The following is a 15,587-nucleotide window of genomic DNA, read 5'->3' as shown; positions in this document are numbered from 1 at the left end:
GTGCCGCAGTTCCCCCGGATCATCCGGGAACTGCGGCACGGCGTCTTTTCGTTGTCGGTGCGGGTCACTCCCGCGCGAGCGGCCCGACCGGTCCGGACCCACCCGTTCCACCCCGATGTGAGGTGTGGCACGATGCTGGCTCCCCGTCACCCTTCGCACAGGAGACACCCCGCGTGCCGCACAGCCCCGCCGAGCCGCCGCCGAGCACCCCCACCCCGGCGCACCACCGGGCCCGGCCCGTCCACTGGCTGGCCACCGCCACAGCCCTGGCCGCCGTCATAGCGGGCGCGGGACTCCTGCAACCCGACGCGGCCACCGGAGCCTCCGCGGACCCGGAACGCCCCACGGGCCAGGCGAGCCCGGACCACGGCCAACAGGCCGCCACCGCAGCCGCTCCCGACGCGCACGCAGTCACGTACCCCCTGGACTGCAAGGGCGCCCCGCAAGCCGTCACCGACACCGCCGAAGGCGACCTCGACGGCGACGGCCGCCCCGAAACCGTCGCGGCCGTCCGCTGCGACGCCGGCTCGGGCACCCCGCCGCACGCCCTCTACGTCCTCACCCGGGACCCGGCCGAGGGCGCACCGCCCCGCGTCGTCGCCACACTCCTCGAAGCCGGCCGCAAGCAGACCGCGACCGATCTCACCATCCGCGACGGGCTCGTCACCGCGAGCCTCCTCGGGTACTCCTCGCCCGAAGTGCCCCGCTACAGCCCCGACACCAAGCAGCTCGCCAAGTGGCGCTGGACCGGCGGAAAATTCCGCCAGGAGCTTACGGACTCGACCCCCACAGGTGTTTGAACCGTCACTCCGCGTCCGGACCGAAAACTTCGACCCTGTCCGAAACCCGCCTTACATGGATGCAATCCCCGGGACATTCCTTCGCGGAATCCACCACGTCCTGGAGCAGCACCAGCGGAACCGGAGTGGTCGCCCCCGCCTCCACGAGCAACTCGTCGGCAGGGCTCTTCACGTACGCCAGACCATCGATGTCCAGCTCGAACACCTCCGGTGCGTACTGCACGCAGATGCCGTCGCCAGTGCAGAGGTCCTGGTCGATCCAGACCTCGAGCGGCTCTCCGGCCACGCCCGCGGCACCCGCGTCCTGCCCTGTGGCCGACTCCTGCTGCACGGTCATATCTCCTGCCGTTCCCTGCTCTGAGTGATCCATCCCGGTCACACCCCGCGGCAAGTCGCACGAGCTCTGACGGGTGTTGAACAGTTCGACCTTACAACCGGCCGCTTCCCGAGTTCGATGGGTGGGTATTTCCTTGGCACGAGGGAGTACGCAAGGGTGAAGATCGGACACACCCCTACCGTCTTTGTGATCTAGGGGTTTCAATCACCACCAGCCCAGGTAGGGTCAGAAAGCGTCCAGCTCCCCTTGGAGGAGGTGAGGACCGTGGCAGCCCACGACGACGACATCAACCGCGGCATCCGGCCCGGGCGAGGGTCTGAGGACCCCGCCGGCCAGGTTGCCTATCTCGAGCAGGAAATCGCCGTCCTGCGACGTAAGCTCGCCGACTCTCCGCGACACACGAGAATTCTCGAAGAGCGGATCGTCGAGCTCCAGACAAACCTGGCAGGCGTCTCCGCACAGAACGAGCGGCTGGCGAACACCCTGCGCGAGGCCCGCGACCAGATCGTGGCCCTCAAGGAAGAAGTCGACCGGCTCGCACAGCCGCCGGCCGGCTTCGGAGTCTTCCTGCAATCGAACGAAGACGGAACCGTCGACATCTTCACCGGCGGCCGAAAGCTCCGGGTGAACGTGAGCCCCAGCGTCGAACCGGACGACCTCCGGCGCGGCCAGGAGGTCATGCTCAACGAGGCCCTCAACGTGGTCGAGGCCATGGAGTTCGAACGGGCCGGGGACATCGTCACCCTCAAGGAAATCCTCGAGGACGGCGAGCGCGCCCTGGTGGTCGGGCACACCGACGAGGAAAGGGTGGTGAGGCTCGCCGAGCCGCTCCTGGACGTCACCATCCGCCCCGGCGACTCCCTGCTGCTCGAACCCCGCTCCGGCTACGTCTACGAGATCGTCCCCAAGAGCGAGGTCGAAGACCTCGTCCTCGAAGAGGTCCCGGACATCGACTACGACAAGATCGGCGGCCTGGGCGACCAGATCGAACTGATCCGCGACGCCGTCGAGCTCCCCTACCTCTACCCCGACCTCTTCAAGGAACACGAACTGCGGCCCCCGAAGGGCATCCTGCTCTACGGCCCTCCCGGCTGTGGCAAGACGCTCATCGCCAAGGCCGTGGCCAACTCCCTTGCCAAGAAGGTCGCCGAAGTCACCGGCCAGCCCACCGGGAAGTCCTACTTCCTGAACATCAAGGGCCCCGAACTCCTCAACAAGTACGTCGGCGAGACCGAGCGGCACATCCGCCTCGTCTTCCAGCGTGCGAGGGAGAAGGCGAGCGAGGGCACCCCCGTCATCGTCTTCTTCGACGAGATGGAATCCCTCTTCCGCACCCGCGGATCCGGAGTCAGCTCGGACGTGGAGAACACCATCGTCCCCCAGCTGCTCGCCGAGATCGACGGCGTGGAAGGCCTGGAGAACGTCATCGTCATCGGCGCCTCCAACCGCGAGGACATGATCGACCCGGCCATCCTGCGCCCCGGCCGGCTCGACGTGAAGATCAAGATCGAGCGCCCCGGCGCCGAGGCCGCCAAGGACATCTTCGCGAAGTACCTCAAGGCCACCCTGCCCCTGCACACCGACGACCTCGGCGAGCACCAGGGCTCCACGGCCGAAACCGTCCACAGCATGATCCAGACCGTCGTCGAGCAGATGTACGCCGAAACCGAGGAGAACCGCTTCCTCGAGGTCACGTACGCCAACGGTGACAAGGAAGTCCTCTACTTCAAGGACTTCAACTCGGGCGCGATGATCCAGAACATCGTGGACCGTGCGAAGAAGATGGCCATCAAGGCCTTCCTCGAGCACAACCAGAAGGGCCTTCGCGTCGCCCATCTCCTCCAGGCTTGCGTGGACGAGTTCAAGGAGAACGAAGACCTGCCCAACACCACCAACCCCGACGACTGGGCCCGAATCTCCGGAAAGAAGGGCGAGCGGATCGTATTCATCCGCACCCTCGTCACCGGAAAGCAAGGCGCGGACACCGGACGTTCCATCGACACGGTGGCCAACACCGGTCAGTACCTCTGACAAAGCGGGCCGGCTGCGGATGCCCGGCAAGGGCACCCGCAGCCGACTGCTTTACCAAACGCTCTTTTCAGCCGGTGACAGGGCAAAGTCAATGACTGAAATGATCTCCCCACCAGCGCGGAGTGGTTCTAGGCTCTTCCATACCGCAGGTCGCGCAGTGCGGGGACGGGCACCGCACACGACGCACCGGAGCACCAGCGGTACTTGAGCGCCGCTCCCGAACGGGAGCGCCGCCGGGCAAGGAGGGCCGCATGACCGTACGGCGAGTAATGGGGATCGAGACGGAGTACGGGATCTCCGTCCCGGGGCACCCGAACGCCAATGCCATGCTCACCTCGTCCCAGATCGTCAACGCCTACGCGGCGGCGATGCACCGGGCGCGACGCGCCCGCTGGGACTTCGAGGAAGAGAACCCGCTGCGGGACGCCCGCGGCTTCGACCTCGCCCGCGAGGCCGCCGACAACAGCCAGCTCACCGACGAGGACATCGGCCTCGCCAATGTCATCCTCACCAACGGCGCACGCCTCTACGTGGACCACGCACACCCCGAGTACAGCTCCCCGGAGATCACCAACCCGCTCGACGCCGTCCTCTGGGACAAGGCCGGCGAGCGGATCATGGCCGAAGCGGCCGTCAGGGCCGCCCAGCTCCCCGGGGCCCAGCCCATCCACCTCTACAAGAACAACACCGACAACAAGGGCGCCTCCTACGGCACGCACGAGAATTACCTGATGAAGCGGGAAACCCCCTTCTCGGACATCGTGCGCCACCTCACCCCCTTCTTCGTCTCCCGCCTCGTCTTCACCGGCGCCGGCCGCGTCGGCATCGGTCAGGACGGCCGCGAACACGGCTTCCAGATCAGCCAGCGCGCCGACTACTTCGAAGTCGAGGTCGGCCTGGAGACCACCCTCAAGCGCCCCATCATCAACACGAGGGACGAGCCGCACTCGGACGCGGAGAAGTACCGCCGCCTCCACGTGATCATCGGCGACGCCAACCTCTCCGAGATCTCCACCTACCTCAAACTCGGCACCACCGCCCTGGTCCTCTCCATGATCGAAGACGGCTACATCAACGTCGACCTCGCCGTGGACCAGCCCGTACGCACCCTCCACCAGGTCTCCCACGACCCCGACCTCCAGCACCTGATCACGCTGCGCAGCGGGCGGACGCTGACCGCCGTACAGCTCCAGATGGAGTACTACGAGCTGGCCAGGAAGTACGTGGAGGAGCGTTTCGGCTCCGACGCGGACGAGCAGACCAAGGATGTGCTGGCCCGCTGGGAGGACGTACTGGGCCGGCTGGAAACCGACCCGATGAGCCTGTCGGGAGAGCTCGACTGGATCGCGAAGCGGGAGATCCTGGAGGGCTACCGACGCCGGGACGGCCTCGGCTGGGACGCGGCCCGGCTCCACCTGGTGGACCTCCAGTACGCGGACGTACGGCCCGAGAAGGGGCTGTACAACCGCCTGGTGGCCCGCGGCAAGATGAAGCGGCTGCTCGACGAGACGGCGGTGGAACGGGCACAGAGCAAGCCGCCGGAGGACACCCGGGCGTACTTCCGGGGGCGGTGCCTGGAGCAGTACGCGGACGACGTGGCGGCGGCCTCGTGGGACTCGGTGATCTTCGATCTCCCGGGCCACGACTCCCTCCAGCGGGTCCCGACCCTGGAACCCCTGCGGGGCACCCGTGCCCACGTGAAGGAGCTCCTGGACCGCTGTCGCACGGCGGAGGACCTGGTCCGGGTGCTCTCGGGGCGGTAAGGCTTTCCGGTCCCCGGGGCGGGGGCTGAAAGGCCCCCGGCCCGGGAATCATGAAGACATCCGGACGTTATGAAAGTACCGGGACGGATGTCGGGCCCTCCTTGTAGGGTCCGACGTAGAGTCTGATCTTGAGGGATCCCGAATTCGCGGGGTCTTTCACGTGAGCGTGCGAACCGAGCGGGGTGAGCTACACATGGCGACCAAGGACACCGGCGGCGGACAGCAGAAGGCGCAGCGCTCGACCGAGGAGGTCGAGGAGGCAGCGGTCGAAGAATCGACCGACCTCAAGGAGCGACAGGAAAAGCTCTCGGACGACGTCGACTCCGTACTCGACGAAATCGATGATGTGCTCGAAGAGAACGCTGAGGATTTTGTTCGAAGCTTCGTTCAAAAGGGTGGTCAGTAGGGCCATTCTGCCTTCGAAATGAAGGTGGAGCTGGTGGGGTGGGGCCATGTCGACGGAATCGAAGTTGTGTCGTGGATGTGGTCTCCAGCAGCCGCTCAGCTCATTTGCGGCGAACCGCGCCACCAAGGATGGCTTGCAAGCCAGGTGTCGGGCATGCGTCGCGGCGTACGGAGCGGACCACTATCGCCGCCGTCAAGCCGAGAAGGGCAAGCACGTCTGGGAGAAGGTGGAGGTCCCGGCGGGGTGGAAGCAGTGCCGAGGGTGTGGGGAAATAAAGCCGCACAGCGAGTGGCACAAGAATGCGACCGCGCCTGACGGGCTCGCCACCTGCTGCAAACCCTGCAAAGCGGCCCGCGGGCGAGCAGGCCATCTCAAGCGGTCTTACGGCATCACCGAGGCCGAGCGGGACGCGATGATCGCGTCCCAGGGCGGGATTTGCGTGATCTGCCAAGAGAGTCCGGCAGAGCACGTGGATCACGATCATCAGACGGGTAAGGTCCGAGGCGTACTTTGCTTCGGCTGCAACGCAGGAATTGGGCAGCTCAAGGATCGGCCGGACGTCTTGAGGCGTGCAGCCGCTTACGTGGAAGGAAACCTGTGGAACCCAACACTCGTAGCACAGGGCGTCTACCGGCAGCCTTCCTGACGCCGGGGTCGTCGTCCTTCATGGACTTCTTGGGCGCGCACCAGCCCGAGATGCTCCCGGGCAACCGGAAGCTGCCCGACGGGGTCATCGAGGCGCCGCACGGGACGACCATCGTGGCCGCGACCTTCCCCGGCGGGGTGGTCCTCGCCGGTGACCGGCGGGCGACCATGGGGAACATGATCGCGCAGCGGGACATCGAGAAGGTGTTCCCGGCGGACGAGTTCTCCGCCGTCGGCATCGCCGGCACCGCGGGTCTGGCCGTGGAGATGGTGAAGCTGTTCCAGCTGGAGCTGGAGCACTTCGAGAAGGTGGAGGGGGCGACCCTCAGTCTCGAAGGCAAGGCGAACCGGCTGTCGACCATGATCCGGAGCAATCTGGGGATGGCCATGCAGGGCCTGGCCGTCGTGCCGCTCTTCGCGGGGTACGACGAGGCCAAGGAGCGGGGCCGGATCTTCTCCTACGACGTGACCGGCGGCCGCTCCGAGGAGCACGGCTATGCCGCGACCGGGTCGGGCTCGATCTTCGCCCGCGGTTCGATGAAGAAGCTGTACCACTCCAAGCTGACGGAGGAGGAGGCCACGACGCTGGTCGTCCAGGCGTTGTACGACGCCGCCGACGACGACTCGGCGACCGGCGGCCCGGACCTCTACCGCCACATCTACCCCATCGTCACCGTCATGACCGACGAGGGATTCCGCAGGCTGACCGACGAGGAGTCCTCGGAGCTGGCCCGCAAGATCACGAACCGGCGGCTGGAGCAGCCCGACGGTCCGCGCGCCGCCCTGCTCTGACCCTCTGACCTCCTCGTCGTCCAGAAGAAAGGGACGGAAAGCCGGTGTCGACTCCGTTCTACGTGTCACCCCAGCAGGCCATGGCCGACCGGGCGGAATACGCCCGCAAGGGCATCGCCCGCGGTCGGAGCCTTGTTGTGATCCAGTACGCCGACGGCATCGTGTTCGTCGGTGAGAACCCGTCCCGTGCGCTGCACAAGTTCAGCGAGATCTACGACCGGATCGGCTTCGCGGCCGCCGGCAAGTACAACGAGTACGAGAACCTGCGCATCGGTGGTGTGCGGTACGCCGATCTGCGCGGATACACGTACGACCGTGACGATGTGACGGCCCGTGGGCTGGCGAACGTCTACGCGCAGACGCTCGGCACGATCTTCTCGAGTGCGGGGGAGAAGCCGTACGAGGTGGAGCTGGTGGTGGCGGAGGTCGGTGCGACCGCCGCGGGCGATCAGATCTACCGGCTGCCGCACGACGGGTCGATCGTCGACGAGCACGGGTCCGTCGCCGTGGGTGGCAACGCCGAGCAGATCAGTACCTATCTCGATCAGCGGCACCAGGACGGGATGACCCTGTCCGAGGCGCTGAAGCTGGCGGTGCAGGCGCTGTCGAGCCAGGCGAACGGTACCGACAAGTCGATTCCGGCGGAGCGGCTGGAGGTGGCGGTGCTGGACCGTACGCGGGCCCAGCAGCGCAAGTTCAAGCGGATCCGTGGCCGGCAGCTGTCGCGGCTGCTGGAGGCGGACGTTCCGGCGGCCGCTCAGGCGGATGCCGTGTCGAACGACGAGGCTCCCGAAGAGGAAGCCGAGTAGTCGTAAGTAGTGATGGGTGAGTGCCCCTGACCTTCGGGTCGGGGGCGCTTTCGCGTTTCCGGGGCTCAGGCGCGGGGGGCGGGTCCCGTGGAGTCGCGGACGACGAGGTGGACCGGGATGTCGACGGGGGTCCAGGGGGTGCCTTCGAGGACGGCGAGGAGGGCGGTCATGCCCTGTTCGCCGACGCGTTCGGCGGGGAGGTGGACGGTGGTGAGTTCCGGTTCGACGGCGGTGGCGAGGGCGAGGTCGTCGAAGCCGGTGACGGAGAGGTCCTCGGGGATGCGCAGGCCGAGGCGGCGGGCGGCTTTGCAGGCGCCGGCGGCGAGGATGTCGTCGTCGCAGACGACGGCGGTGGGGCGGCGGTCCGCGGGGGTGTCCAGGGCGCTCTCCATGGCCGTACGGGCGGCTTCCACGCTGAGGTGGGCCCGTACGGTGCGCAGCTCGGCGGGGGGCGGCAGGAGGGCGGCCAGGGCGTCGGCGCGGATGTCGAAGGTCCAGGAGTCGATGGCGGAGGCGAGGTGGAGGAAGCGGTGGTGGCCGTGGTGGAGGAGGTGTTCGGCGGTTTGGCGCATGCCGTCGGCGATGGCGAGGTTGACGTGGGCGTGTGCGGTGTCGGCGGTGGGGTCGCTGTCGAGCATGACGAGGGGGAGTCCGTCGCCGCCGAGGGCGTGGAGGGCGTCGGCGGCCATGGAGGAGGCGATGACTCCGTCGAGGGCGGCGCGGGCGGAGGCGAAGGGGTCGCGGGCGGGGCCGGTGCCGTCGGGGGAGGGGTAGAGGACGACGCCGAAGCCGTGTTCGGCGGCGATGCGGGCGGCGCCGGTGTAGACGCGGGCGAAGAATTCGTTGGTGAGGGCGGGGACGACGAGGAGGGCGGTGCGGGTGGAGCCGAGGCGGAGGTTGCGGGCGGCGAGGTTGGGGCGGTAGCCGAGGGTGGTGGCGGCTTCGCGGACCAGGCCGGCGGTGCGTTCGGAGACGCGGCCGCGCCATTTGTCGCCGAGGACGAGGGAGACGGTGGCCTGGGAGACTCCGGCGGCGGTGGCCACGTCGCGGCTGGTGGGTCTCGTCACACGGTGCTCCTGTAGTGCGAGGTCACGGGGGGTGTGGGTGTCGGGTGGGTGGACCGTCCGACTGTGGTCATGGTACGTATGACCGGTCACGTTATACGTATTACTTGGGTTACTCCCGGGCTGGGTTCCGGGCAGAAGGGGGCGGACATGGCCGCGGGTTACGCGGAGCTGCTCAGGACCCGGCATGCCGCGAGGCTGCTGGTGGGCACGCTCATAGGCCGGCTGCCGAACGGGACGGGGCCGATCGCGATCGTGCTGTTCACCCGGGCGGAGGGCGGCAGCTACAGCCTGGCGGGTGCGCTCGCGGCCGCGTACGGGGTGTCGAACGCGGTGGGTCAGCCGCTGCTGGGGCGGGCGGTGGACCTGTTCGGGCAGCCGCGGGTGCAGTTGCCGGCGGCGGTGGTGTCGGCGCTGGGCATGGTGTGGCTGGCGCTGGCCGGGACCGGTTCGGTGGGGGTGGCGTACGCGGCGGTGGTGGTCGCGGGGCTGTTCACGCCGCCGCTGGAGGGCGGGCTGCGGGCGCTGTGGCCGAGCGTGCTGGGCGGCAAGGAGGAGCGGGTCCATGCGGCGTACGCGATGGACGCGGTGGCCCAGGAGGTCATGTTCACGGTGGGGCCGCTGCTGGTGACGCTGTGCGTGGCGCTCTGGGATCCGTCGGTGGCGCTGCTGGTGCTGAACGGGATCGGGGTGCTGGGGGCGCTGTCGGTGGTGGTGTCGGAGCCTTCGCGGACGTGGCGTTCGGAGCCGCGGGAGGCGCACTGGCTGGGGGCGCTGCGGTCGCCGGGTCTGCTGGCGTTGCTGGGGGCGTTCTTCTTCGTGGGGACGGCGCTGGGGTCGATCACGGTGGCGGGTGTGGCGTACGCGGACGAGCACGGTGGTCAGGCGGTGTACGGCTGGCTGATGGCGGCGCTGGGTCTGGGCGCGCTGTTCGGTGGTGTGCTGTATGGGGCGCGGCAGTGGGCGGGTGCGCCGGAGCGGCGGCTGCGGTTGCTGGTGGCGTTGCTGGCGGTGTGTTACCTGCCGTTGATGCTGGTGCCGGGTGTGGTGGCGATGACGGGGTTCGCGGCGCTGGCGGGGGTGTTCCTGGCTCCGGCTCTGGCGTGTGCGTTCATCGTGGTGGACCGGCATGCTCCGGCGGGCACGGTGACGGAGGCGTTCTCGTGGCTGGTGACGTTCTTCGGGGTGGGTGCGGCGATCGGTACGGCGGCGGCGGGTCCTTCGGTGGAGGCGGGGGGTACGGCGGCGGGGTTCGCGGTGGCGAGCGTGGCGGGGGTGGCGGCGCTGCTGGTGCTGACGGTGACTCAGCGGGTGCTGGCGCGTCCGGGTGCGAGTCGTGCGGTGGCGGGTTCCGTGCCGGGGCGGGCGGCCGGTTCGGCCGAGGCGCCGGCTGCGGGTCCGGCCGCGGGTTCGGCTGCGGGTTCGCCCGAGGGCTCGGCCGCGGGTTCGGCGGGGCCGTTGGAGGGCTCTGCCGAGGCCTCGGTGACGGGGTCTTAGGCGGGGCGGTGGGCACGTGGGGGGCGTGCGGCAGCGGCGTGGCGGGCGTGCGCGGGGGTGGCCGCTCGGGAAAATGATCGAAACGGCGGCTGCGAACTCGGTTTCAGAACAGAGCAGAAGGCGTAATGTTCAGTCATGGACCGCCGCATTTTCGGGCTGGAGAACGAGTACGGCGTCACGTGCACGTTCAGGGGACAGCGCCGACTGTCTCCTGACGAAGTGGCGCGCTACCTCTTCCGCCGTGTTGTGTCATGGGGCCGCAGTAGCAATGTCTTCCTGCGGAACGGCGCCCGCCTCTACCTCGACGTGGGTTCGCATCCGGAGTATGCAACTCCCGAATGCGACAACCTGATCGAACTGGTCACCCACGACAAGGCCGGCGAGCGCATTCTCGAAGGCCTGCTCGTCGACGCCGAACGCCGCTTGCACGAGGAGGGAATCGCGGGCGACGTCTATCTGTTCAAGAACAACACCGACTCGGCGGGAAACTCGTACGGCTGCCATGAGAACTACCTGGTGGCCCGGCACGGGGAATTCTCCCGGCTGGCGGACATTCTGATCCCGTTCCTCGTCACGCGGCAGCTGATCTGTGGTGCGGGCAAGGTGCTGCAGACGCCGCGGGGTGCGGTCTACTGCGTGAGCCAGCGGGCCGAGCACATCTGGGAGGGTGTCAGTTCGGCCACGACGCGTTCGCGGCCGATCATCAACACGCGCGACGAGCCGCACGCGGACGCGGAGCGCTACCGGCGCCTGCACGTGATCGTGGGCGACTCGAACATGTCCGAGACGACCATGCTGCTGAAGGTCGGGGCGACCGATCTGGTGCTGCGCATGATCGAGGCGGGCACGGTGATGCGGGACCTGACGCTGGAGAACCCGATCCGGGCGATCCGTGAGGTCAGCCACGACATCACGGGTCAGCGCAAGGTGCGCCTCGCGAGCGGGCGGGAGGCCTCCGCGCTGGAGATCCAGCGGGAGTACTACGACAAGGCGGTGGACTTCGCGGAGCGCCGGGGCATCCGTGAGGGTGTCGTGGACCAGGTGCTGGAGCTGTGGGGCCGGACGCTGGACGCGATCGACGCGCAGGACCTGGACCGGATCGGGACCGAGATCGACTGGGTGATGAAGTACCAGCTGATCGAGCGGTACCGGGCGAAGCACAACATGACGATGTCGAATCCGCGGGTGGCTCAGATAGACCTCGCGTATCACGACATCCACCGCAGGCGCGGGCTGTACTACCTGCTGGAGCGCAAGGGGCAGGCGGCGCGGATCTGCAACGACCTCAAGATCTTCGAGGGCAAGTCGGTGCCTCCGCAGACGACGAGGGCGCGGTTGCGGGGTGATTTCATCCGTCGTGCGCAGGAGCAGCGGCGGGACTTCACGGTCGACTGGGTGCATCTGAAGCTGAACGACCAGGCGCAGCGCACGGTGCTGTGCAAGGACCCGTTCCGGTCGGTGGATGACCGGGTGGAGAAGCTGATCGCGGGGATGTAGGGCGCCGATTCGCGCCGTGTGACATCGCACTGATCTTGGCCAGGGCCTCGTACGGATCTCGTACGGGGCCCTGTCCACGCCTTAGAGTGGCGACGACCTATGTGCCGTCTGAGATCTGAGGAACACGTGCGCCGACTTGCCGGCCTGCTTGTCGTACCCCTTCTGCTGCTGTCGACAGCGGCGTGTGGCGACAGCGGCTCCGACTCCGCCGAGATGAAGAACGGGGCGCCCGCGATCACCAAGGGCGCCAAGTTCGGTGAGACCCCCACCCTTGCGAAGGGTTCGGGCACCCCGCCGAAGGAACTGAAGGTGGTGACCGTCAGCGAGGGCGATGGCCCGGCGCTGAAGAAGGGCGACATCGCCCAGGTCAATTACCTCGGCCAGGTCTGGGACGGCAAGGAGCCGTTCGACCAGAGCTTCGGCAAGGGCAAGCCGTTCGACGTGACCATCGGCGCGGGCCAGGTCATCAAGGGCTGGGACCAGGGCCTGGAGGGCAAGAAGGTCGGCAGCCGCCTGGAGATGGTGATTCCGCCGGACCTCGGTTACGGCGAGCAGGGCTCGGGCGAAAAGATCAAGGCGAACGCCACGCTGGTGTTCGTCGTGGACATCGTCAAGGCCACCAGCGTCCCGGTTTCGGCCACGGGCAAGGAGGTCCCGCAGACGGACGCCGCCCTGCCGAAGGTGGGTACGAACACGGACGGCAAGGAAGTCGCCGTGACCGTCCCGAAGGACGGCACCGCGCCGACGAAGCTCGTGTCGAACTACGTGCTGGAGAGCGGCGACGGCGCTGTCGTGAAGGACACCGACAGCGTGGTGGTCAAGTTCCACGGCAAGACGTGGAAGGACGACAAGACCTTCGAAAGCACGTACGCCACGGACACGTCGGTGACGTGGCCGCTGACGGAGCTCTCGGTCAAGGGTCTGAAGGACGGGATCGTCGGCAAGAAGGTCGGCAGCCGCATCCTGCTGGTCATCCCGCCGGACCAGGGTTTCGGTGACAAGGAGCAGGGCACCATCCCGGCCAACTCGACGCTGGTCTTCAGTCTCGACATCCTGGCCGTGGTGTAAGACTGTCCGGGTTGTACCCCTGTTCGTAAGTTTTTGAGGAGCAGTTCCGTGAGCAACAAGCCCGAGAAGATCGAGAAGCCCGAGATCGACTTCCCTGATTTCCCGGTCCCGGCGGACCTCGTGATCGAGGACGTCTGGGAGGGTGACGGCGCCGAGGCCAAGGCCGGTGCGCGCGTCTCCGTCCACTACGTGGGCGTGGCCTACTCGACCGGTGAGGAGTTCGACGCCTCCTGGGGCCGCGGCGCGCCGCTGCAGTTCCAGCTCGGTATCGGCCAGGTCATCTCCGGCTGGGACACGGGCATCCAGGGCATGAAGGTCGGCGGCCGCCGCAAGCTGGTCATCCCGGCCCACCTCGCCTACGGCGACCGTGGCGCGGGTGCTGCCATCAAGCCGGGCGAGACGCTGATCTTCGTGTGCGACCTGATGGGCGTCTGATCGGTCCGCTGTGAAGCGTGTGGGGCCCCTGCCTTCGAGGCGGGGGCCCTCGCTTTTGCCCAGGACGGCCGGGGCGGTACGGTCAGCGGTCACGAGGGTGTACCGGGGACACGACTCGAAGGTCTGGAAGGGCGGATGGGCGTCGATGGCGATTGCCAAGGCCGAGCGGCTGATGAATCTGGCGCTGTGTCTGCTGGGGACGCGCCGGCCGCTCAGCAAGCGGGAACTGCGCGGTTCCATCGAGGCCTACATGGAAGCCGGGAACGACGAGTCCTTCAACCGCATGTTCGAGCGGGACAAGGACGATCTGAGGGAGCTCGGGCTGGTCATCGAGACCGTCGAGAACCTGGAGGGCGACACCGGCTATCTGGCCCGGCGTGATTCCAACCGGCTGCCGCCCGTGGCGCTGGACGCCGAGGAGGCCGCGGCCCTGGGGCTCGCCGCCAAGGTGTGGCAGCAGGCGCGGCTCGCCGGTGCGGCCAGTGGGGCCCTGCAGAAGCTGCGGGCCGGCGGCATGCCGGAGGCCTCGGACCCGTACGAGGGCCAGCACAGTGCGATCGAGCCGCGGATCCCGGTGCACGAGGCGGCCTTCGAGCCGCTGATGCTGGCCTGCCGCGACCGCCGTCCGGTGGTCTTCGACTACCGCAAGTCCACCGCGGCCCGGCCCGAGACCCGGCAGGTGGAGCCGTGGGCCCTGGAGTGCTGGCGCGGCCACTGGTACCTGGCGGGCTTCGACCGCGACCGCGGGGCGGAGCGCGTGTTCCGGCTCTCCCGGATCACGGGCAAGGTCCGCTCGCGGGCGGCCAGGTACACCGCCGAGGTCCCGGACGTGGTGACGGTGCGGGAGACCGTGGCGAGCTGGGCCGGGGAGAGCGCGGAGCGTTCCGCGCTGATCCGGCTGCGGGCGGGGGCGGGCTATCCGCTGCGGTCCAGGGCGACGGCGGTGCGCGAGGGGGCCGGCGGAGCGGGCTGGGACGAGCTGGAGATCCCGTACGGGCACGGGCTGGACGCCTGGCTGGTGGAGTTCGGCCCCGATGTCGTGGTGCTGGAGCCGGCCGACCTGCGGGCGGACGTCGTGGACCGGCTGCGGGCCGTGGCCAAGGGCTGACCCGCCACGGCGCGCAGCCGCGCGGGAGCGGGTGGACCGGGCAAGATCATTGAGCAACGCCCTGAGGGGGAGACGTACCAGCATGGCTGCCAACGCCATCGACCAGACGCGCCGGATGCTGTCCCTGGTGACGTACCTGCGCGAGCGCCCGGGTGCGCACGTCGCGGACGTGGCCCGGGCCTTCGGGATCACCGAGGACGAGCTGATCTCGGACCTCGACGTGCTGCCCATGTGCGGGACCAGTTTCCGGGGCGGCGACCTGCTCGACATCGACACCGACGGGGAGCGCATCTGGTGGCGCAACCCCGATGCCTCGGGGGAGTCCACCGCCGAGCCGCTGCGGCTGGCGGCCGACGAGGCGACGGCGCTGCTGGTGGCCGCGCGGGCGGTGGCCACGCTGCCGGGGCTGCGCGAGGGCGACCGGCAGGCCCTGCTGCGGGCCACCGCCAAGCTGGAGGCGGCCGCGGGCGAGGCGGCCGGGGCCAGTTCCCGGCTCTCGGTGACCTTCGAGTCCGAGGGCGGGGTCTTCGCCGACGTGGACCGGGCCATCGCCGAGCAGCGCCGGCTGTGGCTGCGCTACTACTCGCCGGCGCGCGACGAGCTCACCGAACGCAAGGTCGACCCGATCCGGCTGTTCGCCGTGGGGCACACGTACATGGAGGGGTGGTGCCACCTCTCCGAGGCCCGGCGGACCTTCCGCCTGGACCGGGTGGCGGAGATCCGGCTGCTCGACGAGCGGGCCGATCCGCCCGCCATCGAGCCCCGGGACCTGTCCGAAGGGCTGGTCCAGCCGGCCGCCGAGGATCCGGAGGTCGTGGTCGAGGTCGGTCCGGGCGGGCGCTGGGTGGCCGAGTACTACCCGCACGACAGTGCCGAGGAGCTGCCCGAGGGGGGCCTGCGGATCACCCTGCGGACCCCTGACCCGGGCTCGCTGCGGCGCCTGGCCCTGCGGCTGGGCCGCGAGGGGCGGATCGTGGCCCCCGTGGAGCTGGCGGACAGCGCCCGCCGGGCGGCCCGGGAGGCGCTCGCCGCGTACGAGGGCGGGGCGGCCGGGGACGCGGAGCGCGCCGGGGACGGGGAACAGGGCTGAGGGGCCGAGGGGGGATCCGCGCGATGTCGGTCGCGTTCAAGGCGTCCTGTCCCGACTGCCGGGCCCGCTTCGAGCTGGACGCGGGCGCCCTGCGCCTCGCCATCGGCGGCAGCAGTCGTACGACGTTCTACTCCTTCACCTGTCCCGAGTGCGGGGCTCCGGTCCGCAAACCGGCCGGGGAGCGCATCGTGGAACTGCTGACCGGTGGCGGCGTGAGCACCCTGCGCAGCGTGTGAGGCGGCCGG

At 68.9% G+C, this 15,587-nt stretch carries 16 protein-coding genes; 14 read left to right on the top strand and 2 right to left on the bottom strand.

Annotation, left to right across the window (positions count from 1 at the left end; translation table 11 throughout):
- Positions 1-173 precede the first annotated feature (173 nt).
- Positions 174-800 carry a hypothetical protein gene (locus tag ACFWNV_RS13175; protein ID WP_383945018.1) on the top strand — a complete coding sequence of 209 codons (627 nt, stop codon included), beginning with the start codon at positions 174-176 and terminating at the stop codon, positions 798-800.
- Positions 801-804: 4 nt separating this feature from the next.
- Here ACFWNV_RS13175 and ACFWNV_RS13170 read toward each other — a convergent pair whose 3' ends face one another.
- Positions 805-1,137 (bottom strand): ferredoxin, encoded by a 333-nt coding sequence (locus ACFWNV_RS13170; protein ID WP_383945015.1) that lies wholly within the window; start codon positions 1,135-1,137, stop codon positions 805-807.
- 264 nt (positions 1,138-1,401) lie between these two features.
- On the opposite strand from ACFWNV_RS13170, the gene arc reads away from it, so the two are divergent.
- The 6 genes from arc to prcA all read left to right on the top strand — a co-directional run bounded on the left by arc (position 1,402) and on the right by prcA (position 7,583).
- On the top strand, positions 1,402-3,168 hold the full coding sequence (gene arc / locus ACFWNV_RS13165) for a proteasome ATPase (protein WP_328297775.1): 1,767 nt from the start codon (positions 1,402-1,404) through the stop codon (positions 3,166-3,168).
- 251 nt (positions 3,169-3,419) lie between these two features.
- Positions 3,420-4,931, top strand: a complete 1,512-nt coding sequence (dop, locus tag ACFWNV_RS13160; protein WP_266876650.1) for a depupylase/deamidase Dop — start codon at positions 3,420-3,422, stop codon at positions 4,929-4,931.
- A gap of 193 nt (positions 4,932-5,124) precedes the next feature.
- The gene (locus ACFWNV_RS13155) at positions 5,125-5,337 is read left to right on the top strand and encodes a ubiquitin-like protein Pup (protein ID WP_133898495.1); all 213 of its coding nucleotides are present in this window, start codon (positions 5,125-5,127) and stop codon (positions 5,335-5,337) included.
- Positions 5,338-5,383: 46 nt separating this feature from the next.
- Positions 5,384-5,983 (top strand): endonuclease VII domain-containing protein, encoded by a 600-nt coding sequence (locus tag ACFWNV_RS13150; protein WP_383945009.1) that lies wholly within the window; start codon positions 5,384-5,386, stop codon positions 5,981-5,983.
- Entirely contained in the window at positions 5,935-6,774 is an 840-nt protein-coding gene (prcB, locus tag ACFWNV_RS13145) for a proteasome subunit beta (protein ID WP_371615094.1), read from the top strand. The genes ACFWNV_RS13150 and prcB overlap by 49 nt, the downstream gene beginning before the upstream one ends.
- A 44-nt stretch (positions 6,775-6,818) precedes the next feature.
- Positions 6,819-7,583 (top strand): proteasome subunit alpha, encoded by a 765-nt coding sequence (gene prcA, locus ACFWNV_RS13140; RefSeq protein ID WP_254384775.1) that lies wholly within the window; start codon positions 6,819-6,821, stop codon positions 7,581-7,583.
- 65 nt (positions 7,584-7,648) lie between these two features.
- Here the strand turns inward: prcA and ACFWNV_RS13135 are convergent, their stop codons facing one another.
- On the bottom strand, positions 7,649-8,650 hold the full coding sequence (locus ACFWNV_RS13135; RefSeq protein ID WP_383945005.1) for a LacI family DNA-binding transcriptional regulator: 1,002 nt from the start codon (positions 8,648-8,650) through the stop codon (positions 7,649-7,651).
- Positions 8,651-8,797: 147 nt separating this feature from the next.
- Between ACFWNV_RS13135 and ACFWNV_RS13130 the strand changes: the two genes are divergently transcribed.
- The 7 genes from ACFWNV_RS13130 (at position 8,798) to ACFWNV_RS13100 (ending at position 15,578) form a co-directional block, all read left to right on the top strand.
- Positions 8,798-10,144 (top strand): MFS transporter, encoded by a 1,347-nt coding sequence (locus tag ACFWNV_RS13130; protein ID WP_383945002.1) that lies wholly within the window; start codon positions 8,798-8,800, stop codon positions 10,142-10,144.
- Between the two features lie 135 nt (positions 10,145-10,279).
- Complete coding sequence (gene pafA / locus ACFWNV_RS13125; RefSeq protein ID WP_383944999.1) at positions 10,280-11,641, top strand: Pup--protein ligase; 1,362 nt, start codon at positions 10,280-10,282, stop codon at positions 11,639-11,641.
- 126 nt (positions 11,642-11,767) lie between these two features.
- Positions 11,768-12,709 (top strand): FKBP-type peptidyl-prolyl cis-trans isomerase, encoded by a 942-nt coding sequence (locus tag ACFWNV_RS13120; RefSeq protein WP_383944996.1) that lies wholly within the window; start codon positions 11,768-11,770, stop codon positions 12,707-12,709.
- A 48-nt stretch (positions 12,710-12,757) separates the two neighbouring features.
- A complete protein-coding gene (locus tag ACFWNV_RS13115) occupies positions 12,758-13,144 on the top strand; it encodes an FKBP-type peptidyl-prolyl cis-trans isomerase (protein WP_383944993.1) in 387 nt (128 codons plus the stop codon).
- A 145-nt stretch (positions 13,145-13,289) separates the two neighbouring features.
- Positions 13,290-14,252, top strand: coding sequence for a helix-turn-helix transcriptional regulator (locus tag ACFWNV_RS13110; protein WP_383944990.1), 963 nt, complete (start codon positions 13,290-13,292; stop codon positions 14,250-14,252).
- Positions 14,253-14,334: 82 nt separating this feature from the next.
- Entirely contained in the window at positions 14,335-15,342 is a 1,008-nt protein-coding gene (locus tag ACFWNV_RS13105; RefSeq protein WP_383944987.1) for a helix-turn-helix transcriptional regulator, read from the top strand.
- Positions 15,339-15,578 carry a hypothetical protein gene (locus ACFWNV_RS13100; RefSeq protein ID WP_383945026.1) on the top strand — a complete coding sequence of 80 codons (240 nt, stop codon included), beginning with the start codon at positions 15,339-15,341 and terminating at the stop codon, positions 15,576-15,578. Before ACFWNV_RS13105 ends, ACFWNV_RS13100 begins: the two co-directional genes overlap by 4 nt.
- Positions 15,579-15,587: the final 9 nt, after the last annotated feature.

The organism is Streptomyces sp. NPDC058401 (genome assembly GCF_042722885.1).
Classification (GTDB): Bacteria; Actinomycetota; Actinomycetes; order Streptomycetales; family Streptomycetaceae; genus Streptomyces.
This window is presented reverse-complemented; position numbering and strand designations above follow the sequence as displayed.

Excerpts from the sequence above, each read along its gene's own strand:
- ACFWNV_RS13110 (WP_383944990.1), top strand. The coding sequence starts at position 13,290 with ATGGCGATTGCCAAGGCCGAGCGGCTGATGAATCTGGCGCTGTGTCTG.
- ACFWNV_RS13155 (WP_133898495.1), top strand. The coding sequence starts at position 5,125 with ATGGCGACCAAGGACACCGGCGGCGGACAGCAGAAGGCGCAGCGCTCG.
- ACFWNV_RS13170 (WP_383945015.1), bottom strand. The coding sequence starts at position 1,137 with ATGACCGTGCAGCAGGAGTCGGCCACAGGGCAGGACGCGGGTGCCGCG.
- ACFWNV_RS13130 (WP_383945002.1), top strand. The coding sequence starts at position 8,798 with ATGGCCGCGGGTTACGCGGAGCTGCTCAGGACCCGGCATGCCGCGAGG.
- ACFWNV_RS13150 (WP_383945009.1), top strand. The coding sequence starts at position 5,384 with ATGTCGACGGAATCGAAGTTGTGTCGTGGATGTGGTCTCCAGCAGCCG.
- ACFWNV_RS13105 (WP_383944987.1), top strand. The coding sequence starts at position 14,335 with ATGGCTGCCAACGCCATCGACCAGACGCGCCGGATGCTGTCCCTGGTG.
- dop (WP_266876650.1), top strand. The coding sequence starts at position 3,420 with ATGACCGTACGGCGAGTAATGGGGATCGAGACGGAGTACGGGATCTCC.
- pafA (WP_383944999.1), top strand. The coding sequence starts at position 10,280 with ATGGACCGCCGCATTTTCGGGCTGGAGAACGAGTACGGCGTCACGTGC.